The sequence below is a fragment of the Paenibacillus turicensis genome, from assembly GCF_050461185.1.
In the GTDB taxonomy this organism is placed as follows: Bacteria; Bacillota; Bacilli; order Paenibacillales; family Paenibacillaceae; genus Fontibacillus; species Fontibacillus turicensis_A.
In genome coordinates this window covers 93,806-118,768 of sequence record NZ_JBCMOR010000001.1, presented here as the reverse complement: position 1 = coordinate 118,768, position 24,963 = coordinate 93,806, and the positions used below count along the sequence as shown (strand labels likewise).

Annotated in this window: 19 protein-coding genes and 1 pseudogene; 4 read left to right on the top strand and 16 right to left on the bottom strand. The window is 38.8% G+C overall.

The window, feature by feature from the left end; genetic code table 11:
* Positions 1 to 41 precede the first annotated feature (41 nt).
* From ABE099_RS00495 to ABE099_RS00475, 5 genes are all read right to left on the bottom strand, one after another.
* Entirely contained in the window at positions 42 to 1,244 is a 1,203-nt protein-coding gene (locus ABE099_RS00495; protein ID WP_430026590.1) for an MFS transporter, read from the bottom strand.
* A gap of 88 nt (positions 1,245 to 1,332) precedes the next feature.
* Entirely contained in the window at positions 1,333 to 2,559 is a 1,227-nt protein-coding gene (gene allC, locus ABE099_RS00490) for an allantoate deiminase (RefSeq protein WP_430026588.1), read from the bottom strand.
* A 268-nt stretch (positions 2,560 to 2,827) separates the two neighbouring features.
* The gene (gene allD / locus ABE099_RS00485) at positions 2,828 to 3,901 is read right to left on the bottom strand and encodes an ureidoglycolate dehydrogenase (protein ID WP_430026586.1); all 1,074 of its coding nucleotides are present in this window, start codon (positions 3,899 to 3,901) and stop codon (positions 2,828 to 2,830) included.
* Positions 3,902 to 3,926: 25 nt separating this feature from the next.
* Entirely contained in the window at positions 3,927 to 4,715 is a 789-nt protein-coding gene (gene allE, locus ABE099_RS00480; RefSeq protein WP_430026584.1) for a (S)-ureidoglycine aminohydrolase, read from the bottom strand.
* Positions 4,716 to 5,046: 331 nt separating this feature from the next.
* The gene (locus ABE099_RS00475; RefSeq protein WP_430026582.1) at positions 5,047 to 5,595 is read right to left on the bottom strand and encodes a DUF1697 domain-containing protein; all 549 of its coding nucleotides are present in this window, start codon (positions 5,593 to 5,595) and stop codon (positions 5,047 to 5,049) included.
* A gap of 286 nt (positions 5,596 to 5,881) precedes the next feature.
* Between ABE099_RS00475 and ABE099_RS00470 the strand changes: the two genes are divergently transcribed.
* The 3 genes from ABE099_RS00470 (at position 5,882) to ABE099_RS00460 (ending at position 9,637) form a co-directional block, all read left to right on the top strand.
* Positions 5,882 to 6,712 carry a PRD domain-containing protein gene (locus tag ABE099_RS00470; RefSeq protein WP_430026580.1) on the top strand — a complete coding sequence of 277 codons (831 nt, stop codon included), beginning with the start codon at positions 5,882 to 5,884 and terminating at the stop codon, positions 6,710 to 6,712.
* Positions 6,713 to 6,892: 180 nt separating this feature from the next.
* The gene (locus ABE099_RS00465) at positions 6,893 to 8,860 is read left to right on the top strand and encodes a beta-glucoside-specific PTS transporter subunit IIABC (RefSeq protein ID WP_430026578.1); all 1,968 of its coding nucleotides are present in this window, start codon (positions 6,893 to 6,895) and stop codon (positions 8,858 to 8,860) included.
* 18 nt (positions 8,861 to 8,878) lie between these two features.
* Positions 8,879 to 9,637, top strand: coding sequence for a ChbG/HpnK family deacetylase (locus tag ABE099_RS00460; protein WP_430026576.1), 759 nt, complete (start codon positions 8,879 to 8,881; stop codon positions 9,635 to 9,637).
* 76 nt (positions 9,638 to 9,713) lie between these two features.
* Here the strand turns inward: ABE099_RS00460 and ABE099_RS00455 are convergent, their stop codons facing one another.
* The 11 genes and pseudogenes from ABE099_RS00455 to ABE099_RS00405 all read right to left on the bottom strand — a co-directional run bounded on the left by ABE099_RS00455 (position 9,714) and on the right by ABE099_RS00405 (position 23,591).
* The gene (locus ABE099_RS00455; protein WP_430026805.1) at positions 9,714 to 10,064 is read right to left on the bottom strand and encodes a carbohydrate-binding protein; all 351 of its coding nucleotides are present in this window, start codon (positions 10,062 to 10,064) and stop codon (positions 9,714 to 9,716) included.
* 87 nt (positions 10,065 to 10,151) lie between these two features.
* Positions 10,152 to 11,378: pseudogene (locus tag ABE099_RS00450) on the bottom strand (hypothetical protein); the annotation flags it as partial.
* 163 nt (positions 11,379 to 11,541) lie between these two features.
* A complete protein-coding gene (locus ABE099_RS00445; RefSeq protein ID WP_430026574.1) occupies positions 11,542 to 13,062 on the bottom strand; it encodes a glycoside hydrolase family 43 protein in 1,521 nt (506 codons plus the stop codon).
* Between the two features lie 119 nt (positions 13,063 to 13,181).
* Positions 13,182 to 15,125 (bottom strand): carbohydrate-binding protein, encoded by a 1,944-nt coding sequence (locus tag ABE099_RS00440; protein WP_430026572.1) that lies wholly within the window; start codon positions 15,123 to 15,125, stop codon positions 13,182 to 13,184.
* A gap of 469 nt (positions 15,126 to 15,594) precedes the next feature.
* Complete coding sequence (locus ABE099_RS00435; RefSeq protein WP_430026570.1) at positions 15,595 to 16,218, bottom strand: polysaccharide deacetylase family protein; 624 nt, start codon at positions 16,216 to 16,218, stop codon at positions 15,595 to 15,597.
* Positions 16,219 to 16,241: 23 nt separating this feature from the next.
* Entirely contained in the window at positions 16,242 to 17,027 is a 786-nt protein-coding gene (locus ABE099_RS00430) for an alpha/beta hydrolase (protein ID WP_430026804.1), read from the bottom strand.
* 188 nt (positions 17,028 to 17,215) lie between these two features.
* On the bottom strand, positions 17,216 to 18,157 hold the full coding sequence (locus tag ABE099_RS00425) for a carbohydrate ABC transporter permease (RefSeq protein WP_430026569.1): 942 nt from the start codon (positions 18,155 to 18,157) through the stop codon (positions 17,216 to 17,218).
* A 10-nt stretch (positions 18,158 to 18,167) separates the two neighbouring features.
* Positions 18,168 to 19,037 carry a carbohydrate ABC transporter permease gene (locus ABE099_RS00420; RefSeq protein ID WP_430026567.1) on the bottom strand — a complete coding sequence of 290 codons (870 nt, stop codon included), beginning with the start codon at positions 19,035 to 19,037 and terminating at the stop codon, positions 18,168 to 18,170.
* Between the two features lie 144 nt (positions 19,038 to 19,181).
* Positions 19,182 to 20,495, bottom strand: coding sequence for an extracellular solute-binding protein (locus ABE099_RS00415; RefSeq protein WP_430026565.1), 1,314 nt, complete (start codon positions 20,493 to 20,495; stop codon positions 19,182 to 19,184).
* A 160-nt stretch (positions 20,496 to 20,655) separates the two neighbouring features.
* Entirely contained in the window at positions 20,656 to 21,750 is a 1,095-nt protein-coding gene (locus tag ABE099_RS00410) for a response regulator transcription factor (protein ID WP_430026563.1), read from the bottom strand.
* A complete protein-coding gene (locus ABE099_RS00405; protein WP_430026561.1) occupies positions 21,738 to 23,591 on the bottom strand; it encodes a sensor histidine kinase in 1,854 nt (617 codons plus the stop codon). Before ABE099_RS00405 ends, ABE099_RS00410 begins: the two co-directional genes overlap by 13 nt.
* A 432-nt stretch (positions 23,592 to 24,023) precedes the next feature.
* Here ABE099_RS00405 and ABE099_RS00400 point away from each other — a divergent pair, with 432 nt between their 5' ends.
* The gene (locus ABE099_RS00400; RefSeq protein WP_430026559.1) at positions 24,024 to 24,950 is read left to right on the top strand and encodes a MerR family transcriptional regulator; all 927 of its coding nucleotides are present in this window, start codon (positions 24,024 to 24,026) and stop codon (positions 24,948 to 24,950) included.
* The last annotated feature ends 13 nt before the right edge of the window (positions 24,951 to 24,963 follow it).

Genomic DNA, 24,963 nt, shown 5'->3' with positions numbered 1-24,963 from the left:
TAGCTAGATCTTCTAGTCCTGCATCTTTATAAAAATTTTGATTAAGCGCGCTTAGCTTTCGCGGAAGAAGTAGCTACACTAATCATAAATACTATTGTACCTACTAACAAGATAATCGCACCGATATAAAATCCCCATGTGCCTGAACCTGTTTTATCGATAATGTAACCTGTTAAAGCTGGTGCCACAACAGAAGAAGACATACCGAAGAAGTTAAATACGCCAAGTGTAGATGCAACGGATTTAGAGTCTGCTTGGTCTGTAATGTAAGAAATCAATACAGGGTCAACAGCTAATTTACCTAAGAAACCGTAAAGTAACAACACGCCTGCAAGCAAGCCAGCATTTGGTACAAACACAGAAACTGCGATCAAAATAAAGGATGCAATTTCAAGGCCGATAATGATTTTTGGCTTGTTGTGCTTCATTTTGTCAGACAAGTTAGCAAAGAACAATGCACCCGGTACAGCAGCAACAGCGATCATAGAAGTGATCAAACCGATCATTGAACCTTGAATACCACGCTCTGACTCAAGGAATTTAGGCAACCAAGTTACGATCAAATAATATGCGTAGCATGTTGAGAAATACAGCAAATAGGAAGCCAATAATTCTTTACGGAACAAACCTTTTTTAGGAGCATCTGTTGAAATTGTAGGATTAACGGTTTGCTCATTTTTAGCAACTTTTGCTGCTTGAACATTTGGATTATGTTTTGGCGCATTGATAATCATCACTGCGAACCAGATTACCAAGAAGATAACTAGTCCAGAAGAGATGAATACCATTGTTTGCCAAGGCAAATTCAATTGTTTAACGATAAAGGAAGAACCTGTCATCCCTAAAATCAAACCTAGTGCAGAACCGGAGTTTACAATCGCTGTTGCAATCCCCTTTTTCTCAGGTGGAACGTGTTCAGCTGTAAGTGAGAATGCTGCACCATAATAAGTACCACAACCTACACCCGCTAAAACGGAACCTAAATAAATCATCGTTAAGTTACTAGCAAAACCAATGGATAATATCCCCATTGCAAATATAATAAAACCTGGAATTAATACTTTTTTCTGTCCAAATTTATCTACGAGGATACCGGACGGAATCTGCAATGCTGTATAACCAAAGAAATAACAAGAAGCAATCAAGCCCATAGCCGCATTTGTATGCGTTCCAATCGTACCTTGAATTTCAGAATAGATCGGAGAAAGCATGGACCGATAAATCCAGATGATTGCCCAACCCATACAGAATGTAAAGACGATTCTTTTCCAGTAATTTGGAGGGTATATGCTTGTATTTTGACTTTGAGACATCTTTACCCAACTCTCTATTTTAATATGCCAAACGTTTTAGTGCTTCAGCTAATGCTTGTACACCTTGTTGAATATCAACCGCTTCTGTATGCTCAGCAGGGTTGTGACTAATTCCATCAATAGAAGGAACAAAAATCATACCTGTTGGAACACGTGGAGCAAAGATTTGTGAATCATGTCCTGCACCAGAATGCATTACTTGATAATTCAAGTCATTATCTTTACATACACTTTCGATTGTATCAATAATTTTAGCGTCCATCGGAACTGGTTTCTCGTTCATCCAGTTATCGATTTCAATCTCGATGCCCATTTTGTCTGCAATTTCTTTCATATCAGCTTCAATTTCTTTAGTGAAACGAGCTAATACATCAGCATCCGTATGACGGCAGTCCATGGAGAACAATGTTTCACCTGGAACGACGTTTACTGTATTTGGCTTCGGCTCAACTCTACCGAAAGTTAATACAAGTGGATTACCTTCTGCTTTTGCTTTGTCAATACTTTGTGTAATGATACGAGCCATACATTCTACTGTATCTTTACGGTATTCCATCAAGGTAGTACCTGCATGGTTAGCTTGCCCTTTTAGCACAATTGTATACCGTTTTTGACCAACGATCGCATTCACGACGCCTACTTTTTTACCGGTATTCTCTAGGAAGTTACCTTGCTCAATATGCAGTTCAAGGAATGCAGCGATTTTATTATGCTGTGGTTCACCTTGCATAAAGTCAAATCCAGCTTCACGCATAGCATCAACAAATTTTACACCTTGAGCATCTGCGATACCTTCAACGTCTTTACGATCTGCAATCCCGAAAATATTTTTCGAACCCCAGAAAACATACGGAAAACGGGAACCTTCTTCTTCAGCCATCGAAATAATTTGCAATGACTTTTTAGGTTTCCCTTCGGTTTCTAGTAGTCCCTTCACTGCCATGTAGCCTGCCATAATGCCAAGCTGTCCGTCCAAACGGCCACCTTTAACAACCGTATCGACGTGAGAACCTGTAGCAATAATCTCTTCAGGCTGTTCAGTACCCTCAATGGTTGCAAATAGGTTACCTACCGCATCAAACTCAACCTTCATACCAAGCTCTTCAAACTTTTCTTTTAAAGCTTTTTGTGCTTCAATCCAAGATTTGCTATAAAGCAATCGAGTTGTCCCAGGACCTTCGACATCTGATATGCCCGAAATCCAGTCCATCAAGTCATCGATTGTTTGCGGTTCAATTCGGATCACAAAGACCACCTCATTTTTCAAAGTTTATATTTTTTAAGCTACTACCAGTATAAATATAACCGCTTTCAATATCATTGTTCATTTAAACAAAAGGTTACAGCTCTTTTGTTTAAAATGCACATGTAATATGTTAAAATATACGCATTTTCGACAAAAAAATATCCAGTCAAATGGGAGTAAAATTCCCCATTCAACTGGATCAAACGGATTAACACTTAAAATGCGCAAAAATTTATTGAAAACTGCGTTAAATCAGTCCATTACTGGATTAATTTGCAAACGCTCCAAGCCCTTCATAACGGTTGTAATGAATATCGTCTGACTCAAAATAAGAAATAATTGATTCAGGAATATCGATACCATCTTTAAGATTTTTCACATATTGCTCTTGGCTGATTTGTCCAGGATATAGGACGCGATCAAAACCTTTAGCAGGCTTAATTTCATTCAGTTCTTTCATGGAACGTGAAATATACTGTTTGAATAGTTCTGCACCTACAAAACGCTCAGGATCAATAATAATAAAAATCTGTCCTAAGTTACGTCCCTCATGCAAATTGTGATACATAGAGCTAACTTCTTTTCCAAATGGCAATCCAAGTAAGACGCCGGATAAAATATCGACCATCATCATCAAACCATAGCCCTTTGGTCCCGCAATTGGAAGAAGACCATTTACTTTGTTCGGGTCTGTGGTCGGAGCACCGTCTTTATCCACTGCCCAAGTATCAGGAATCGATTTTCCTTTGGAACGTGCATCAAGGATTTTACCCCAAGCTTGTACAGTTGTCGCCATATCAATGATCAATGGATTTTCACCATTGCTCGGAGCGCCAAATGCAATCGGATTTGTTCCGTAATAAGTTTCTGCACCACCAAATGGCACAACCATCGGATCAGACTGACACATAGAAATTGCGATTAAATTTTGTTCAGCAATTTTTTTAACATAATAGGATAACATGCCAGTGTGGCCTACTCTGGATAAACCAACGACTGCAACGCCACTTTCCTTCGCCATCTTAATCGTAGGCTCCAATGCTAAATTTGCAGCATAGTGTCCTTGCGTATTATCCCCATGGAAAATCGCGGTACTTGGACCTGTTTGTTCAAACTCAAGCTTAGGCTCCAAGTTAATTCCGCCTTTGTTAATTCGCTCTGCATAATATTCAACACGAACAGCACCATGTGAATGAATACCACTTAGATCAGCGAAAACAAGGTGATTTGCTGTTTCTTGAGCTTGTTCTTCTTTTAAGCCTGCTCTCATCAGCTTTTTTTTGATTAATTCATGTAGTTGTTCACTGCTTACTCTAACCATTTTTTCTTCGGTAATTGGCATTTCTATTTATCCCCTTTCTCTGCGTTTACACGCCTGGGTTACGATTTGCGTCTTTGGAATAAACGTAAGCTAATTTTTCTTTACGATCTGTTGAGTACGCAGCTTGTGGTACATAAGATGCCATAAAGATATAGTCGCCTTTTTCAACAGGATACCAATTATTATCGAGGTTATACATTCCTTTACCTGAAAGGATATAAGCCCCATGCTCCTGATAATGTGTTTCAACATAACCGTGACTTGCAGCAGGTGAGAATTCTAAAATATGCATATTCATATCGAAACCTAAATCATCAGTAGGTAGCAAATTCCAGAACAATACATCACTCATACCTTCATATTCGATTGGTGTAATGTCAGCACGATTACCTACAACTTTGTGTGCTTTGTGTCCTTCGATTTCATCGTATTTACGCTGATACAAAAATGCTTCGGTCATTTCAGTTTGCCCATTTTCGAAATACATCTTTTCGTTGACTGGGAAAAACGCATAACCGCCATCTGTCAATTCATGTTTCTCATTGCTATCGCTTACAATTAACTTTCCTGAAATAACATATACAAAGGTTTCGATCCCTTCGCCACCAAAGCCTAATGTGTTTTTGCCGCCTTCTTGAAATTCAGCGATAAAATCAGAGAAGCTTGCTCCGATACGAGGTGAACCTAAAATACTAATTCTTGTGTTTTCAAAGCCTGGTACAACATTATTCACTAAACCATCGTGTGGCAAAATAGCGTAATTATCTTTTTTAACAACTGCACGTGAAGTTAACAAACCATCCAAATAGCCAACATTATTATTTTTATAACCCATGTCTAATCGTTCCCTTTCCGTTAATAAGACTACAGCTCAAAAAACACTGTTCTTAATTAATTGTAGCACTTATCTGATAGGCGACTAGTTTCAAAAGCTACAATTCTTCTTATTTTATTGTTTAATGTGAACAAACACAGTTAGATATCTCGCACAAAATTTTAAATATTTAAATGCTAACCAGATTGGTTAGTCTGCTAAAAAATGTACATTTCTAAATGTTGTCAATTTGGGCATAAAGTTAAATGCATGACGGGAATTATACAAAAAGTTATATTAAATAGAGGAGTTTCAGAGGCATAGTAATTTCGAAGTTTGTTGTTAAATATTTTTAGATTCCTGCCAGTTTTAAAAGCTTTTTTGAAGTATTTGCATTTCTAATTGTAACTTTACTATTCACTGAAGAACTTGCAATTTTCGACCATCTTGTTTTGGAAAAATTTTTCAAAGAAGCAGACCAAAAAATGACATTTCCATAGTGACTTACTCTTTCATACTCTAATTTTGGATTACCAACTGCCTCATATACTTCTTCTACACTAGTGGGGGAGATTACAAAAATAGCATTGTCATATATATCTTTATTATCAGTATCCCACCAATCTGGGGAATTATTTAAGGTATCTGATAATTTTTTTGCTGATACAACTGTAACAGATATATTCAATTTAAATGTATTCGCTATTGCGAATTCACTTATTTTTTTCAATTCACTTTCATTATTTATATCGCTAGAAAAAATAACATTTCCACTGTTAATATAAGTAATAACATTTAAAAACCCAACTTCCTCAAAAGCAACTTTCAAGGCTGGCATAGATATTTTGTTTTTACCTCCTACATTTATTCCCCGTAAAAGTGCAATATATCTTTCCAACATTTCCGCCTTCTCCCTCTTTATTTATATGAAAATTATATCACATATACATAAATACCAGGTTACATATTATCTAAAGTAAGGAGTAAAATAAGGTATATATATGGCACGATTTACCCTTGCCTCATTAATTTTAATATGATATCATGAAGTAAGCGTTAACATATATAACATCTCCTTTAAGGATTGTTACTCATTGGAATCATTCTCTTTGAGGCATTACCTGTATGTATTAGGTATGTCTTCAAGGAGATTTTTGCGTTTACAACTCTAATAAGGAGCTACAATTATGAAAGCGACCAAGAAAATAAACAACAATGTAGCTATCTGCGTAGATAACAACAATAAGGAATTGATCGCCTTTGGTAAAGGAATCGGATTTCCGCCAATGCCTTATGAGATTAAAGACCTTAGCGCCTTGACCATGACCTTTTACCGAATTGATAAACGATTTTATGATTTGATCGAAGACATCCCTGAGCAAGTGCTTGAGGTGACAGCACTAATTGTTGATGAAGCCCGTAAAACGCTGCTCTCTCCCCTCAACCCCAATTTGCTAATTGGTTTGTCGGATCATATTAACTTCGCAGTAATTCGCTTAAGGAAATACAAAAAGATGCAGATGTTATTTTCTTATGATGTAGAGCAACTATATCCAAAGGAAACGGCATTAGGGCGTTTTGCAGTCCAATTAATTAAGCGAAAGCTTGGCATGGTTCTTCCAGAGAGTGAGATTACAAATATTGCGATGCATCTTGTTAATGCAAAGGAAGAAAAAGAGCCTGAAACCGAAGGCCCTGACACTGAAATGGTCATTTCTGAGGTTGCTAAAATGATTGAGGGATATTTTCAGATTGAGGTAGATCGTAACAGCTTTAATTACAATCGATTCGCGATGCATATGAGATATTATCTGAAACGTATCAAAGAAGAAGCACAGTTTATGAATGATAATAGTGCAATTTTTGATGCAATGAAGGAAAGCAATCCAGAGGTATACGATTGCGCTCTTATCATTAGCGATTTTATCGATAAAACTTTGCAAGCAGAGACAACAAAGGACGAGTTCCTATATTTGATGATGCATATTTATCGTATCACTAAAAATAACAACATCTAACTCTATCACTAACTTTAACATTTAAAATCTAACATTTAACTTTAGCATGTAACATTAAACATCTAAATATTGTGGATTGTTACCCAACTATGGGGCATTACCCAAAACTAATATGAGTGTATACTCGTATGGTTTTGGGTTTTTTTATAAAATTTATGACTTCTAAGGGAGGAACTACAGATGGCAAAGCAGGAGCAAATCAGAAAAACAGCAGAACAAATACTCAACGCCGTTGGTGGTAAAAACAATGTTGGGCATGTCACCCATTGCATGACAAGACTTAGATTTAATTTGAAGGATGAAAGCATCCCTAATCAGGAAGAAATCAAGAAAATCCCTGGTGTAATTGGTGTGATGGATGCTGGAGGACAATATCAAATTATTATTGGACAAACGGTGGAACAGGTCTATAACAATATTGTACAGATTGGAGACTTTAAACAAGATTCACTCCATACTGAGTTAGGTCAAGGTCAGAAGAAGAAAAAAACAATAGGTTCAATTGGAAAAGGTATTCTTGATGGACTCGCAGGGTGTTTAACACCACTCATCCCATTACTTATGGCTGCGTCTATGTTCAAGCTTCTCGTTGCTGTGCTTGGACCTTCTATGCTTAATGTGATTAGTGAAGGTAGTGATGTTAGTATATTGCTAACCTTTGTAGGCGATGCTGGTTTCTATTTCTTCCCTATCATCGTAGGTTACACCGCAGCTAAAAAGTTTGGAGCTACACCTGTTATTGCAATGTTCCTAGGAGGCATCATGCTTCATCCTACATTTGTAGACATGGCGCTAGAAGGGAAAGCATTTACTGTGTTTGGGATTCCTGCACAGGTTCAGAACTATGGTAGCAGCATTTTGCCGATTATCGCCTCTGTATGGGTAATGTCCTATATCGAGAAATTTTTCAAAAAATATTTACCTACAACGATAAAAACGATATTTGCACCTGCTTTAACCATCTTTGTCATGCTGCCTATCTCGTTAGTTGTTCTAGGTCCTGCTGGGGCTTGGGTTGGGGCTTATATTTCCAAAGGGTTGTTAGGCATGTCAGACCTTGGATTTGGTTTTGTCGCTGTCGCAATCATCGCTGCATTATGGCAATTTTTAGTTATTAGTGGTATGCATCTAGTGATGATTTCTACCTTGATTCTCGTTATGTCTCAAAATGGACAGGAATCACTAATTCTTCCAGCTGCGATCGCATCAAGTATGGCTGTAGCAGGAATGTGTCTTGGTGTAGCACTTCGTATGAAAAACAAGGAAGAGCGTGCTTTAAGTTTCAGTTATCTAATTGCTGGTGCGATCGGTGGAGTAACAGAGCCAGGAATGTATGGTCTTGCTATCCGCTTTAAACGTCCATTCATCGGGTTAATGATTGGATCGTTTGTGGGTGGACTATATGCAGGTCTTACTAAAGTAACAGCTTATGCTCTAATTCCAGTTGCTAACGTTCTATGTGGATTAAGCTTTGTAGGGGGACCAACAGGGAATCTTATTAATGGGATCATCTCCATGGTCATTGCCTTTATCGTAGCGGCTATAGCAAGTTACTTCTTAGGGGTTAAGGAAGAAAACCCATCTACTAAAGAGGATGATAAAAAGGAAAACATCGTTAATGCGGAACCAACAGCATCTGAATCAAATAATCATATTGAAGCTGTGCAGTTAATGAATACGAATTTAAATAGTAAGATGAATGACACAGCACTGTATGCTCCTTTATATGGGAAGGTCATCCCACTAAAGGAAATTGGAGATGGAGTATTTTCAGAAGGTGAGTTAGGACAAGGCTGTGGCATGGAGCCATCTAAAGGAGAGTTATATTCCCCTTTTGACGGAGAAGTTATGGTTATTGCTAAAACAAATCACGCCATTGCATTAAAGAGTGATCATGGGACCGAAGTTTTAATTCATGTTGGATTGGATACGGTAAAATTAAAGGGACAAGGCTTCCAGCCATTAGTCAAAGTTGGGGACAAAGTGAAGACTGGACAGTTACTCATGAAATTTTCAATTTCAGATATCGAAGCGGCTGGTTACTCCCCAACTACGGCGATTATTATTACGAATACTGACAGCAGTGTTGGAAATCCGATACTTTACAATGGGGAAAAAACACCCTCAGATCCTATCATGCATTACTAATAGAGGAGGTACATTACTTTGCAAAAACTACTAATACGTGCGGATGATCTTGGTTATTCCGAAGGTGTAAACTATGGCATAGCGAAAAGTGTCATTGATGGACTTATCGGAAGCGTTGGAATTATGACCAATATGCCTGCCATCGAGCATGGGCTTAAATTGTTGGAGGGTATTGAGGTTTGTTTGGGACAGCATACAAATATTTGTATTGGCAAGCCTTTGACTGATCCATCTTTAATTCCAAGCATTACGAATGAAAATGGCGAATTCAAAGCGTCCAAGGAATATCGTGAGGCAAAAGACGATTTTGTGGTGCTAGAAGAAGTCATTTTAGAAATTGAAGCTCAATATGAACGTTTCATCGAGTTAACAGGTCACCAGCCAAGCTATTTTGAAGGTCATGCCATTGCGAGTGATAACTTTTTTAAGGGCTTGGAGCTCGTGGCTCAAAAGTATAATTTGAAATATTCACCGTACTCATTAGGGGGCTTTATCCCGATCAATGGGAAACAAGTTGAAATTAGCATGGATGCCATGAAACCAAACTACGACCCGTTTGAAGCATTAAAGAATTTTGTAGAACAAAGAAGCACCGTTAACACCAACGACAACTACCTGATGTTTATCTGTCACCCTGGTTATTTGGACGGATACATTTTGAAAAACTCTTCCCTTACTATACCAAGAGCATTAGAAGTAGATATGTTATGCGATCCAGCCACATTACAGTGGTTACAAGAAAAGGGCGTTGAACTCATCACGTATCATGATCTTTAAAAGTAACGTCACTTAAAACACAAGGAGCCCAATCCACCAGCAACATGGTAGATGGGCTCCTTTGTTAATTCTAAACTTAATTACTTGCAGTTACATGAATATTGTCAATATTCGGTCCTTCTGTGCCTGTAGTCACTACCTTAAATGAGTTCATACCTTCATTCATTGGAACTTGGATGGTTGTTTCCCCCCATGTTCCCCAGTGTCCTGTTGCTGTAAATGGTGCATTATTAATCACTTTAGTTCCATTTACATAAACATCTAAATATCTTGTTCCTGTTTCTAAAGCATAACGGAAGCGAACATTTTTCGTTCCTGCTACCGCACAATAAATGTTATCCCATTGAATAGAAGCATCTGTAACACCAATAAAATTGACAAAACTAATAGGGTTAGCTTCATCTGTTTGTTCTACAATAGCATTCACTAATGTAGTATCCTTCTCGGCTTCGTAAGTTGTACCCGTATTACCCGGATTTCCAGGGTTTCCTGGGTTTGTATTTCCAGCGCCTAAGTCCGCTACAAATGTTGTTACACTTTGTGCAGGCAATTGTGCTGTAAAGCCATTATTAGTTACATTAATATTAGCATTTGCAGCTAAGTTTCTATTGCGATCAGTTACCCATGAAGATACGGTTGATGCTGAACCATTTTGCAATGTAATATTTTCAGAGGTAGCCCAAGTATTTCTATTAATTGCAACAATAACAACTTTGTTATCGCCTTTGTATGCAGATACAAAAACGTTGTTTTCAGGTGTTTTCGTTGCATCTACACGTTTGTAGCCTGGGCGAACAAATTTAGAGAAGTGTGCCATATTGTAGCCACGTTTAGTAATTGTGCCGTTTTCAGCCATTGGGCCATATCCTCTACGAATATACCACCATACATAAGCTTCAAAATCTGCTTCTACCATTGCATGGTGCATATGATAGGAAATATCTAATGCTTCTGGCCAACGGTTACCTGAATCCATATCACTATTAGGATAATAAACTTCTGTCATCCAAAGACCTTTACCTTGTCCTTTTTGTTTAAATAAAGGATAAGCAAAATCTTTAAATTGAGTTCCATACGTATGTGCACCAAGGATATCCATATTTTTCAATGCTTGAGGATCATTTAAAATTGGATCAGAGAAATTTTTTCTATATTGGAATGATTCAGGTGCAATTACGCGGTTATTAATAGACCCTGCATTTTCCTTCATAAAACGAAGAATTTCGTTTGGCGTCCACCATGTCCACTCATGTGCATAGTCAGGTTCATTTTGAACTGAAATTGCGTACAGGTTAACCCCGTTATTTTTCATAAAAGTGTCAAACTCATTTAAATATTGTGCATATGCAGCATATTTATCATATTTAAGACGTTTGGCATTTTGGCCATTCATATTAAAGTTTTCGACCATATCACTTGGCGGATTCCAAGGAGATGCAAATACAATTGCACCTTTCGCAATTGCTGCTTTGGCTGTAGCAACTTCTTGCTGCCAATTGCTTTTATTCTCATGAATCGGAATTCTTAGTATTGAAAATCCAAGCTGATTAGGCCCATTGCCAAACGCAGTTTCACGTTGTGCAGCGGTTAGATCTCCAATCCAAACCGAGTGGTTCATCCCTCCAAACCCCTGAATTCTTTGTTTCTCTGCCGCTAAATTAACGGTAACGTTCCCTGCCGCTTCTGCCTTAGGCGACATTGGGATGGTGACTAGCGGTAATAACGTAGCCACTGCTAACATTGTAATAAATGACTTTTTTATGCGAGAAAACATTAAAAATTCAACTCCCTTTTCTATTAATTTATTAAACTCGTAATGATAATATAATATTTTCCATTAAATATAAATAATTCCATAGAACTAAATAGGAATTATATTAAAGTAAAATTTTAGAAATAAAAGATTACTGGATATAAAAATAATCAAAATCTACAAGCCCACCTGTGGTCTTCGTAGCATAGTTAAACAAAGCAAATCGATATCCCATAAAATGTGGCATCGTATAGGACATTTGCAGGGTGTTGCCAATTGAAGTCCAATTTGTGCCGTTCAAGCTATAAGCAAAATAGGCTTTATCGGTTTGATTGGTGAAATCACACATCACTCTCAAATAAATTCGGTTTTGAGTTAATGGTACACTAGCCACCTCATTCATTGTCCCAGAGCTAGCATTTACCATTACAATCGACTTGGCATTGCCTGATACCTTCACACCAACAAATCCATACTTCGCTTGAAAAGCAGCAAGCCCTGCATAGTCTCCATCCTTCATTCCAGATGTCTCCATTGCGATGATGCCCGTGCTTTTTGGACCAAACGTTCTTTGTGTCAAAGTATTACGCGCTTCAAGGATGTTTTTGCTGACTTTCCCATTTTTAATACGCATAAAACCATTTCGCTCTGATAATGACCAATTTTGAGGGTCAGGATTATGGTTCCATTGCCAAACCTTAGAAAGCGTTGCACTATTAAAATCATCGGAAGCGTACACCTTCTTGGCTGGATAACCATCAGCAGGCATATTCATCGTAAGCGGAACCTTACCGTTAACTCCAAACACTGGCCATTGATCAGACCAGCTAACAGGGACCAAATACGGAATCCGCCCTACTGCACCACTGTCTCTAAATAGTAAGCCATACCATGTGCCATTTGGCGTATCAACAATACCACCTTGAGCAATCCCTGAGTCACGTAAGGCAACACGCCCTGTATAATGACCTGTTAAGCTATCGGCACGATAAACGAGCTGGGTACGCCCTTGTCCCGAAGGCCAAGCGATAAGAAACACGTAATATTTTCCGTTTATTTTCTGAATGTGCGCACCCTCAGCCTTAACGATCATGCTAGAACCTGCAACTTGACTTGCATTTGGAATTAGCACTTGATTCATTCCACCAGACTTCAGACCTTTCGCATCTGCAGTCAATTCAACGATACTAATATTGTCATTACCATGAACAAGGAAGGCGCGTCCTTGATCAAACAATAACGAAGGGTCATGATAATAACCGCCAATACTGTATGATGTCCATGGACCATTTTCAATATTGTTAGTTTGGTAAATGTACGTTTTTCCCGTTGATAATGAAGCAAAGACGACATAATAAATATTGTTATGATAACGCAAGCTACTCGCCCAAGAACCACGACCATATTCATTTTGTCCGTTACCTAAGTTAAAAGAATTCGTATTGGCAAGGGTATCATACACATAGTTCACCGTTTCCCAGTTCACTAAATCGTATGATTTCATAACAGGTAAACCTGGGCTTAGATGCATCGTAGTACTCGTCATATAATAGGCATTGCCAACTCGGATGACATCGCTATCTGGAACATCTGCATAAATAACAGGGTTGTTAAACGTTGCTGCGGAGGCGTGACCTGTTGGTAACGATGCCAAAATTAGTGGAAAAAGCATGAATAATATCGCAATTTTTTTCAAAGTCCTCTTCCTTTCTTGACTTTTCCTTCCGTATGCAGCAACTCAACATATTAGTAATTCAACACTCCATCAAAGAGTAAGCGCATACATAAATACTATAATGAGTACTCCAGATAGTCGATATATGCATCCCAAGTGCCATTATCTGTAGTTACAACCAACTTCACCTCTTGTGCACCTGTAAGATGCTTTACATTAGTTAAGGTTTGCACTGTTGGCGTTGTACCTGTGAAATAAAACGAGCCTACATTTTGTCCACCAATGAGTAGATCCACACGCGCTGTATTATTGTTGTTGGATGCACCACGTAGTGAAAATTGATGGGTATCAAAGGCATAATATTGATCATAGGCAACGCTATCATCATTTCCGTATAAAGCAACACCATTAAAAGGATTGCTAATTACGCCAGCATAAGTTCCACTGATTCTCATATTTTCCGCTTCCACTCTCGTTACGTCTGGATTCGGATTCGGGTTTGGATTAGGATTTGGATTTCCACCAGCTTCGTTAGAAAACTGCCAAGAATCAAAGTTAAATAAGTTTCCGCCGCCACTACCAGTAAATACAAGGAATAAACGGTGGACGCCTTTAGCATTAGAAATGTTAGTTTCAACTTCTCTCCAGTTTTGTGCACCACCAGTAGAAGGAACATTTAGAGTACCAACAAGTGGACCCGTAGGGCTATCCAAACGGACTTCAATTTTTCCTCCAGCTGTTGTTGCAGCAACATTAGCCTTAAATTTCGTTGCACCTGCAGAACCAAAATCAACATTACTAATTCCAACCCAATCCCCATTGTTAATATTTGTTACATTTTGGTTGTTGAACGGGCCACCAGTAGCACGACTATTTTCTGTTGTAATCCCTGCTTGCCAAGCAAATGTCTCCGCTTCAACTCTTGTATAAGGATTGAAGTTCGCAAGCTGAGCTACCCCTTGCATGTTCCCTTGTACTTCTTGGATCGTTCCGTTAGCATTATGCGTTAATTTATTAATGTGAGGAGAACGGTACCCTTTGCCATCACCCAATTGATTTTTAGCTACAATTTGTGAATGGTATACAACATACCACTGATTATTGAAGTTAAATACAGCGTGATGGTTATTACCGCCTACTCCAAAGAAAGCCCAAGGATTTTTAAGGAAATGACCTTCGTATCTAAATGGTCCCATCGGACTATCACTCACCATATATCCGATCTCACCAGCAGGATATTGAGGTGGGTGTGTGCCAGAGAAGTTAAAGCAGTAGGAGTAATAATATTTGCCGTTATACTTATGAATCCCTGAATCCTCAAACAGATATGGTGCATCAATCGTCACACCACTGCTTGCAAGGCTGATCATATCATTGCCTAATTTAATGACGCGTGCTGTTTTTGGATTTGCGATCGATGCTGGGTCTCTATCATTGGGTATACCACCACCCACATACAAATAACCTGTACCATCATCATCCACTAGCACTGCTGGATCAAACAACCAATGAACCCCTGACATTCCAGGCGTGCTGTGTGTAATAAGTGCGCGACCTAAAGGATCAGACCAAGGTCCAATCGGAGAATCGGCAGTTAAAACACCAATACCTCCACCGCTATTCGCAAAATACAAGAAAAACTTATCTTTACCATTTATGGTCTTCTTAGCTGCGGCAGGTGCCCATGAAAATGAAGCCCATTTTGCAATCCCTTGGCCGTTATTTAAATTGTTTGCTCCTGCGACTGGAATATCTCCATGATCCGTCCAATTCACCATATCTGCGGATGAAATGACACGTACCTTAACCAGCTTGCTAAAGTCATTATCCTTGATTGATCCATTGTTGTTATAAACAATATCATCACCAGACATGTACACATAAACTCTACCGTTATGCACCAAAGCATAAGGGTCCGCCCCAAACTTATGATCCATGAGCGGATTTGCATTACCAGGAGTTTTCGCAATAGGTTGATTAGCTGCATGTCCTATTCCCATAGGTAAGCCTGAAAATATGAGTACAAATGCTAATAAAGTTATCAATCGTTTACGAATCACACAAATCTCCTCCAATTTGGAATTTAACTACATTTCCAATTGCATAACGGTACAATTCATGATGGTAAGTGCTATTTTTTAAAATCTGTCTAGCTTAAAAGAAAGCGGTTACAAACTAATCATGCAAAGATTATTAATCTTATACGGACGTCCCCCTTCCAATAGTACTTCAAATAAAATCTATGGTTGAAGACAAGCCTGACCCTCACTTAAAAATTTAAATATTCAAGCTTGTTCATAAACCCTAACTAATTAGTAAACGTTTTCATAAATCAATATTTTTGTATGGTTAAAAAATTTTAACCTTATCACCTAATATAGTAACATATTTCCAAATTAATACAATCTATTTTTTTACATTTTATAAATTTTGTAGATTAATCGTATAATTTAGTACTAGACAAATAAAAAAGACCCCCGAAAATAGAATTTTCGACAGTCTCACTCTACTAAACAAATTATAAATAGTTTAGTCCTCAGACAAACCAATTAGTTCACTTATCGTAACAAAACGATAACCTTCAGCATGAAGTGCCTCCACCAAAATAGATACAGCCTCCACCGTGTTGGTGCGATCACCATATCCATCATGGAAAATAAATACACTACCGGCTTCAGTCACTTCCTTTGTTTGAGTCACCATGAAGTCAACACTTGGCTGTGGCTGTTCCCAATCTCTAGCCCCAGTGTTACAGGCGCTAACCATCGCATATCCAGCGTTTGTAGCTAGCTCAGCGATACTTGTATTGATTTGAAAAAAGGGAGGTCGGAAGCTAGACGGTGATTTCCCCGTTAATTTGCGGATACGATCATCCATCCGCTGTAGCTCTATAGTCGCTTCCTCCAGAGATAGTGTAGTTAAATCAGGATGGGAATACGTATGATTGCCAATTTCATGACCTGCCTCATACACCTCTCTAGCAATTTCTTCGTTTGCATCCATTTGCTCACCAACCATAAAAAATGTCGCCTTGCCATTCACTTTACTGAAAATATTTAAAATTTGTCTAGTAAACTGTGCATCTGGACCATCATCAAACGTAAATGCTACCACCTTATGCTTTGTAGGAATCTTCTCTATTAATTTTACCAATGTCGTTGTTCCTTTCTATATTCCTATTTCTTAAAAATTAATTGAACGAAATGATACAAATCATTTTTCCACACAGGCCAATCGTGTCCGCCCTGCTCTTCATACCAAATATGCGGAACATCATGAGCCGCCAAATATTCGTGAGTTCGATCACTAACATGCTTTAACTCATCATCCAATCCGCAAGACAACCACAGTAAATCAAGCTTTGTTGCTACTTCATGAGGCTTAGGTACAAGCTGCTCAGGTGGCAATGTATTAGGTGCAGATGAAAAAGCGCCAAGCCATGCAAATTGGTCAACGTGGTGAAGTCCAATATTTAAGGTTTGCCCACCGCCCATAGACAAGCCTGCTAAAGCACGATGTTTACGATCAGCAAGAACAGAATAATTAGCCTCTATATGTGGAATTAAATACTCTAGTAAATCACGTTCAAACCGACGAAAGCCTTCAATCTTATCTGGTGCAAAATGGTCCTCTTCTGCACGATCATTTTGCGCGGCACGTCCATTTGGTAACACAACAATCATAGGCTCGATAGCTTGCTTGGTATATAATTGATCCAAAATATGCTGTGGTGTGCCGTATTTATACCATTCCTCTTCATCCCCGCCAACTCCGTGCAGTAAGTAAAGCACATTATATTTTGTCTCACTATTGTAGTGTGGGGGTAAATAAATTTTAGCTGCGCGTTCCTTGTTTACTACGCCTGAAAAATACGTAAAGTCCACAACCTGCCCCTGCTCCAAATTACTTTGTGGCTTATCAAACCCCGCTGGGGCTGGATGTAGATGTGGATTATAGCTCATATTCAATTCGATACATCCTCCTTTTTTCTTAAAATGCCTCATACTTTAACGTTGTTTTGGCTTGCAACAATTACCTCTATGAATGCGATTACATAAAAAACTATATTTAGTTTACCACCATTTTCCTGAATTTGTTCAGGTTAAAAAAATAAAAGTAGGCTACCCCTAAATAGAGTAGCCCACCACATTTATCCTTTAATTGCGCCTGCAATCATACTATTTTGAACCTGCTTATTTAATAGTAAGTAAATGCCTACCGTTGGAATCGTGGTAATCATAAGTCCTGCCCCAATGATCCCCCATTGTGTAATATAAGTACCAACCATTGACATCATCCCTACTGTTAACGTCTGGAATTTAATGTCATTAATAAAAGTGACGGCAAACATAAGCTCATTCCAGCACGATAAGAAGGTGAAGATAGCTACTGTGGCGATCGCCGACTTAACGAGTGGCAGCACGATGAGCAGAAATGTTTTATACACCCCACAGCCATCAATTACAGCGGCTTCTTCTAGTTCGCGTGGTATCCCTTTAAAAAAGCTTCCTATAATAAAAACGCCCATCGGAATTCCAAATGCAACGTAAGGAATAATTAACGCCCAATAACTATTTAATAGGCTTAAATTTTTTAATACCATAAATAGTGGCAACAAAGCAGCATGGATTGGGACCATCATCCCAAGTAAAATCATCGTCATCGTGGCATTACTTAGCTTCCACTTCATTCGGGTAATGGCATAGCCCGTCATCGATGACAAAATTAAGACGAGTACAATCGAAACGGTGGTGACAAACACACTATTTAAAAAGTAACTGAACACATGCCCTTCCGACAACGCTCTACTATAATTGCTCCACAAAAATTGCTTAGGGAAACCTAACACACCACCGCCAAAAATTTCGCTATTGTCTTTGAGTGAGAAAAAAGCAAGCCAGATAAGCGGATAAACCTGAATAATGGCAACGATGATTAGAAAAATTTGTAGCAAAATACCGCCCACTGAGATCGATCGTTTTGGCAACACGCCTGTGGCTGAGTCTACTTTTGCATTTGTACTTACACTTGTATTTTTATTAGCAGTAGGATTAGTTTGTGTCTGTGTTTCTATATCTGGATTTGTACGCATGTCCCTCCCCCTATTCCGTCTTGAAAAATTTATTGATGAGGATTGTAAATACCAAACACTCTAAAATAATAAATACAGAGATGGCACTACCGTAGCCATATTTGTACGTATCAAAAATCGTCATATACATGAGGGTACTTGGCACCTCAGTCGTATAGAAAGGCCCGCCTGCGGTTAATACGTAAATCAAATCAAACACTTTAAAGGCACCTATTACAGAGAAAATGAGACATACTTTTAAAATAGGGCGCATCAGTGGGATCGTAATGGAAAAGGCGGTGCGAATACGTGAGGCGCCATCCATTTTTGCAGCTTCAAAAATATCTTTAGAGATCGACTTTGCCCCTGCATACATGAGCAGCATATGATAGCCGACATATTGCCATAGTGTAGGAATAAACGAAGCTGCAAGTGCGGTTTTCTTTTGCCCTAACCAATCCTGTGCCCAACTGGATAATCCGATATTTTCTAATAACGTGTTTAATAGACCATAATCTGCATTGTAAATTTTGCTCCATAGTTGCGCGATAACGACTGTCGAGATCAAAACAGGGATAAAGTAGACGGTCCGATAAAAGCCTTCCCCTTTAACCTGAGAGGCTAAAATTAATGCAAGCAACAAGGAGATCGGTAATTGAATAAAAATCGAAGCAGCTGCAAATAAAAGTGAATTTTTAATTGAGTTAATTACTCGCGGGTCCTTCATCATTGCTACGTAATTGTCTAACCCAATAAACGTGCCTTTGCCAACGCCATTCCAATCCAACAAGCTGTAATAACTAGATACAAAAATAGGAATAAGTACGATGGCAGAAAAAATGATGATCGTAGGCAATACAAAGATCGCTATCGTTGTTTTTTTTGAAAATACAGTATTCATGATTGTCCTCCTTTTCAAGAGAAAGCCAGGGACTTCTCCCTGACTTTACCCTTGCCCTAGCACGTTCTTTCCATAGAACTTACAGCGTATAGAGCTTGGCTTTTAGATTTTAGAGCTTCGAAATTACTGCTTAGGTTTTGGAGCTTACAGCTTCAGCTCCGTTGGCTTCGATTGTGCCATTTGCTCACAAAATTGCTCAGGCGTAATATCACCAGCTAATAGTTGTGCAATTAAGTTTTTATGTGCTTCGGCGGATTCGGCTGGAAGAATATTGTCCCACCACCCGATAAAGGAGGTTGCCGTTTTCATAATTTCTGCACTTGATAAATCAAGAGAAGATAAGCTTGATGTGTCTAATCCATCTGTTTTCCAACTCGGAAGACCTGCACCTGCTAAAAAGCCTTGTGTCCCTAACTGTTCGCTTAGATATTTCAAAAATTCAACAGCTTCTTTTGGATGTTTTGTTTTACTACTAATAAAAAATCCGTCTACCGCGCCACCAAATATTTCTGTGGCTGTTCCTTTACCATCTTCAAAAACAGGGAAAGGAATAACCTTTACATTCCCTTTGGACGCAGAGGCAGGGTCTTCAATCCCCGCATTAACCCAGTTTGCTTGGAACATCATGGCACCATTGCCTGCATTAAATGCACCTAACATTTCATCATAGCTCATACTAAACATACTCGTGTTAAATGCACCTGCCTTCGCAAGCTCCTGCATTTTTGTTGCCGCCGCCACGAAATCAGGTGAATTCCATTTTGACGGATCTTTGAACGCTTCGATTACTGCGGCATTTCCAGCTTGGCGCATCGCAATAATGTCATACCAATACATACCAGGCCAACGATCCTTTTCTCCTAGCAATGCAGGTGTAATTCCGGCTGCCTTGAGTTTTTCTACTGCATCTAGCAACTCTGAATAAGTTGTAGGTATTTTGGCGCCTGCCTTTTCAAATAACGCTGTATTTACATATAAATTTGCGATATGCGTGTACACAGGTAATGTATATATTTTTCCGTCTGTTTCTATCGCCTCTGCCATACCCGCACCCATTTTGCTCTTAATGTTATCATCTAGATAGCTTGTAATCTCCAATACATTTTGTGATTCGATATACGGCTGCATAAAGCTACCGCCACCCATACCATAAAATAAATCAGGGGCTTCACCTGCGGCAATTGAGGTTTTGATTTTTGTTTTATATTGCTCTCCCGTTGTTCCTACGCGTTCCACTTGAATATCAGGGTGGTCTTTATTCCATTGAGCAACGATCTCAGGCAATAATTTGGCTGAAGGATCTGTATTACCAACGGATTGATCCCACAGAGTCAAGCTTACCTTACCGCCACTATCCCCTTTTTTATCGTTGGAGGAGTTGGATGAGCATGCTGCTAGACTACCTACTAAACCCACCGCTAAAACTACAGTTAACGTCTTTCTTAATAGCGCTTTCATTTCTATATAACCTCCCTATTAAGTTTGCTAGCTCTAATGCCTATTGTAGGGAAGAGGGAACATCATCTCCATGCAAAATACGAACATCAACTTTTAAAATTCAAACATCTCAATGCGATGATCAACTTACTTTTACTTACATTCTCTTATAGTCATCGTTTTATTTAAAATTGCGCACACTGCGATACTCATTCATCGATCTGCCAATGCTTTTCTTGAACAAAACGCTAAAATAGTGTGGGTCTGGAATACCTACCTGTTCCCCAATCTCATATCCCCTTAAATCAGTTTGCTTTAGCAATAATTCCGCTTTTTTCATACGAATTTGCGTTAAATATTCTACAAAGGTCTGTCCTGTTTCCTTTTTCATCAGTCGTCCCAAATGACCTGGTGAAACATAAAAGTGTGCCGCAGTACTCGCCAAGCCTAAACTAGCATCACTCAAATGTGCCTCTAAATAGGTCTTCACCTGATGGATCAAATTATTTTCCTGTGGCTGAATTTTTTCAAAAATCGCATCCGCGACCTCTTTCACATACGCTTGCAAGGCTGGGAGCAGTTCTGCTAACTGATTAGCACTTAGAATCGATCCAATCATTTGCCTATCAAATGCAACCTCACTTATAAGCTGCTGTTCATTCGCTGCACGTTGGCATTCCATAATGATATCAATCGCTACCATTCGGAATTGAGCTACACTTATTATGGCGCTATCAAAAATAGAATGTAGCTGCTTTGTTGCTTGCTGCGAATCCCCCATTGAGATATGAAATTGGAGCTGCTCTAGTACTTTAGGGTCTGACTGATAGGAAGTGTCCATCACTTCCTGCAACTGCTTCAATTTGTGTTGATCTAGACGCTCTTTCTCTATTTTTTGACGTAATTTAGAAGTAACTTGAAGCAACTCATCAGGGCGAATCGGCTTTAAAATAAATTCAAACACCCCAATTTTAATGCTTCTTCTTGCATACTCAAACTCATCATGCCCTGTAACAACAACGATTTTAATATGAGGATATCTGGCAAGTACTTGTTCACTAAATTCGATACCATCCACCTTCGGCATATAAATATCAGTAAAAATAATGTCAGGTTGCAGCTGCTCCACAACTCCCATCGCTTCCTCAGCATTAGCTGCCTCACCAACAATTTCCATTCCTTGAGCTTCCCAATCAATCCTCATCCGTAGCAGGTTACGAATTAAATGCTCATCATCGACAATTAAAACTTTTAATTTCCCCATCAATTTTCCCATGACATATCTACTCCATTCGGAATCACTATCGTAATGGTTGTGCCTTGGTTATGTTCACTATCTATTAAAAACAGACCCTCATCCTTATAAAAAATACGTAAACGCTCCATCGTTCCCCATAAGCCAAAGCTTTGAATTTGTCCTTTTCGTTCTGTTTTTAAAATTTGTGTAATTTCAGGCTTTGACATGCCGATTCCATCATCACTAATACATAACTGTACACCTTCTTGCAACCCACTCTGCTTTCTATCTAAGGGCATCACTGTAATTCTAATCTTCCCTTTTCCCCCTTTAGGCCGAATTCCATGATAAATACTATTTTCAACTAAAGGCTGTAGGACAAGCTTAGGAATCAGTGCAGAGCTACAACGCGCATCAATATCAAATTCCACCTCGAACACATCTCGATAGCGCACCTGTTGAATTATTAAATAATTTCGTACCATTTCTATTTCTTCGCCGATTGTAATGACCTCGCGTCCTTTACTCACACTCAGGCGATAATAGCTCCCAAGTGCGTCAAGCAGCTCAACGACTTGATCATTTAAACCTGACAACGCTAATGAGGTAATCGAATCTAACGTGTTGTACAAAAAGTGTGGCTTAATTTGCGCCTGTAGTGCACCTAACTCTGCCCTGCGAATCGTATTTTGTTCCTCGATCATTTCGGCAACCATCTGTTCAATTTGCTGAATCATATCGTTATAGCCGATAAAAAGCTGTTCGAACTCGTAGCTACTTAACTCGACATTTACTTTTCTCAAATTACCGCTTGGTGCTTTATTCATCGCTCTCAATAGCTTATGAATCGGTTTAATAATGCTGTTGGAAATAATAAAGGAGCTTACAAAAAATACGGTTCCATTTACGATTAATAAAAGAAACATGACTAGCACAAGCATTTTATTTCTCGTATCTACAAAATCATAAGGATTTAAGCTAATAAACTTCCAATGATCACTCTCATCGATTAAAAAAGAGGCTGTGTATTGCTGTGTCTCCGTATTTAGCGAAAAAAAGCCAGAGTCACTTTGCTGGAGTTCTGCTTCTAAACGTGGTTTGTTTTCTGCAAGCACATCCTCAATCGGAGTGTGAATTTGCTTTTCATTTGAAGCATTCGCCACAATAAGCTCATTATTTTCATCTAGAATTGCCACCTGAAAAGAATCTTCGCCAAGTAAATTGGCATAAGCTTGGGCAAACGACTCTACTTTAATGTTTATGACAAGTACCCCTAATTGTGAAGTGTTATCTAAATCGCGAATTAAGCGAATAAAGGATACAAACTTATGATTGTCATCTCTCCCATTTAATTGCAAAAAATATTTTCCTTCATTCGCAATCGCACGCTTGTACCATGATGTCTCCTCTACATCCGCATCCACAAAGGTCGGTAATTGCTGTGTCCCTACAGAGAGGCGATGTCCACCATTATCAAACACATACACGGAGTCGATAATTGGAACCGCTTGCATTAGATTATAAATATAAGAGCTAACCTGACCTTGTGCCTGCAAATTACTATAAATGTCACCTTGCCTTAACAAGCCTTGTAAATTGGGATCAGAAAAAATCATTTTAGAATAATTGTTCACATTTTCAATCATTAGATTGATATTGGTCTGAATCGAGGTAATGGTCTGCAATGACGTCTCATTAATTTTCCTTTGGGCTGAATTTGTAGAGACCTTGTCTAACACAATATAGCTAACAACAACGGTAAATAAAATAATTAGAAAATAGGCAAATGGGATTTTAAATGACAGCTTTTTGAATTTACTTCCCATCCATAATTTAGCTCCTTTTAAGCTACGTACACTTTGCTTTTCATACGTTATCACCTAATCTTCTCACCCTCACTTGTTCCCTTTTATTTGCGTTACCTTCTATTTCCTGTTGTTTACGTTTATACATCCTTTATTTCATTTTAACAAGCTATGGTGATAGAAATTTTGGCACTAAATGAAAATTAGTGGTTGTCAACATACGAAAGAGGAGCTACGGTCCAGAGAGTGGCTTCAACCGCTGTTAAGATCCCATTTCTTTTTAACAGGTATCAGATTAGTTAGAAATGTGACCTTAAAGGCGGCCGCGTTCGCTTCTCCACCATCTCTCTGTCCCTTCGCTGACCTGGGGTGATTGACAACCACTAATTTAAAATAAAGAGCCAAAATTTTAGATGAAATTTTTTAGAGAAAGGGGTTGAAGTTGACGCGATGATAGCTGATACAATAAAGTTATAAATTTCACTTACTAAATCAGGAGGTGTATAAATGGCTGAGCTACTGCCCATTAATCAGGTATCAACCCTCACATCAGTTACGAGCCGAACTTTACGCCATTGGGAAAGTGCTGGACTATTTAAGGCGACACGCGATCCCCAATCTGGCTGGAGGTTATATGACAGCAATGCACGACAATGCATCCGAATTACAGACTTATTAAGACGACTAGATGTTCCTATTAAAGATATTAAGGAGGTGATCACAAACAAAACAACCGATGCCTTAAAGGAAGTTTTAGGCAAGCAGCTAGGTAAATTAGACACCATAGACGCAGATTTACAGATTCGCAAGCAATCTATCGCAGCAATAATAGAAATGTTAGATCAGGAACCCATTTTAACGCTAGACTCGATTGAAAACATTTTGCTCCCGAGTGCATTAGAACGAAAAAAGCATACGATGACTAAAATTCAAGGAGGATTAGAAATGGAAAATATGAAATCTAAATATGGCGAGGTACAATTCGTTAACCTGCCACCGATGAGAACTGCTGCTTATTCTTATGTAGGGGTTGAACCAGAAGATAAGGCGTCTGCACCCGTCCTTGCATGGATTAAGGAGAAGAGCTTAGAAGGGACGATGCGTTTGTTTGGCTTCAATACAGAGCCGTACCCAACAGAAAATAGTCCTGAATATGGCTTCGGATATTGTGCATCGATTCCAGAAGGCATTGAAATTCCAGCTCCGTTATATGAAATGAGATTACCTGGTGGGACTTATGTCGTCATTAGCGAATATGAAGGAGATCCTAGCTACGGCTGGAAAAAGGCACAGGTAATATTACAGGATGAAAAATTTGAATGGGAATATGATAACAGCAGACACCCTGGTTTAGAGGAGCATATCGCGCGTGGGGATGGTAAAGATACCTATTATATTCCAATATTAATTCCGGTTAAAAAAAGAAACTCCTAAATGGAGTTTAAAC

Bases quoted from the DNA above. Each gene is read 5' to 3' on its own strand.
- ABE099_RS00495 (WP_430026590.1), bottom strand. From the start codon at position 1,244: ATGGGTTGGGCAATCATCTGGATTTATCGGTCCATGCTTTCTCCGATC.
- ABE099_RS00465 (WP_430026578.1), top strand. From the start codon at position 6,893: ATGGCAAAGCAGGAGCAAATCAGAAAAACAGCAGAACAAATACTCAAC.
- ABE099_RS00400 (WP_430026559.1), top strand. From the start codon at position 24,024: ATGGCTGAGCTACTGCCCATTAATCAGGTATCAACCCTCACATCAGTT.
- allE (WP_430026584.1), bottom strand. From the start codon at position 4,715: ATGGGTTATAAAAATAATAATGTTGGCTATTTGGATGGTTTGTTAACT.
- ABE099_RS00430 (WP_430026804.1), bottom strand. From the start codon at position 17,027: ATGAGCTATAATCCACATCTACATCCAGCCCCAGCGGGGTTTGATAAG.
- ABE099_RS00470 (WP_430026580.1), top strand. From the start codon at position 5,882: ATGAAAGCGACCAAGAAAATAAACAACAATGTAGCTATCTGCGTAGAT.
- ABE099_RS00445 (WP_430026574.1), bottom strand. From the start codon at position 13,062: ATGCTTTTTCCACTAATTTTGGCATCGTTACCAACAGGTCACGCCTCC.
- ABE099_RS00415 (WP_430026565.1), bottom strand. From the start codon at position 20,495: ATGAAAGCGCTATTAAGAAAGACGTTAACTGTAGTTTTAGCGGTGGGT.
- ABE099_RS00425 (WP_430026569.1), bottom strand. From the start codon at position 18,157: ATGCGTACAAATCCAGATATAGAAACACAGACACAAACTAATCCTACT.
- allD (WP_430026586.1), bottom strand. From the start codon at position 3,901: ATGCCAATTACCGAAGAAAAAATGGTTAGAGTAAGCAGTGAACAACTA.
- ABE099_RS00475 (WP_430026582.1), bottom strand. From the start codon at position 5,595: ATGTTGGAAAGATATATTGCACTTTTACGGGGAATAAATGTAGGAGGT.
- ABE099_RS00420 (WP_430026567.1), bottom strand. From the start codon at position 19,037: ATGAATACTGTATTTTCAAAAAAAACAACGATAGCGATCTTTGTATTG.
- ABE099_RS00410 (WP_430026563.1), bottom strand. From the start codon at position 21,750: ATGGGAAAATTGATGGGGAAATTAAAAGTTTTAATTGTCGATGATGAG.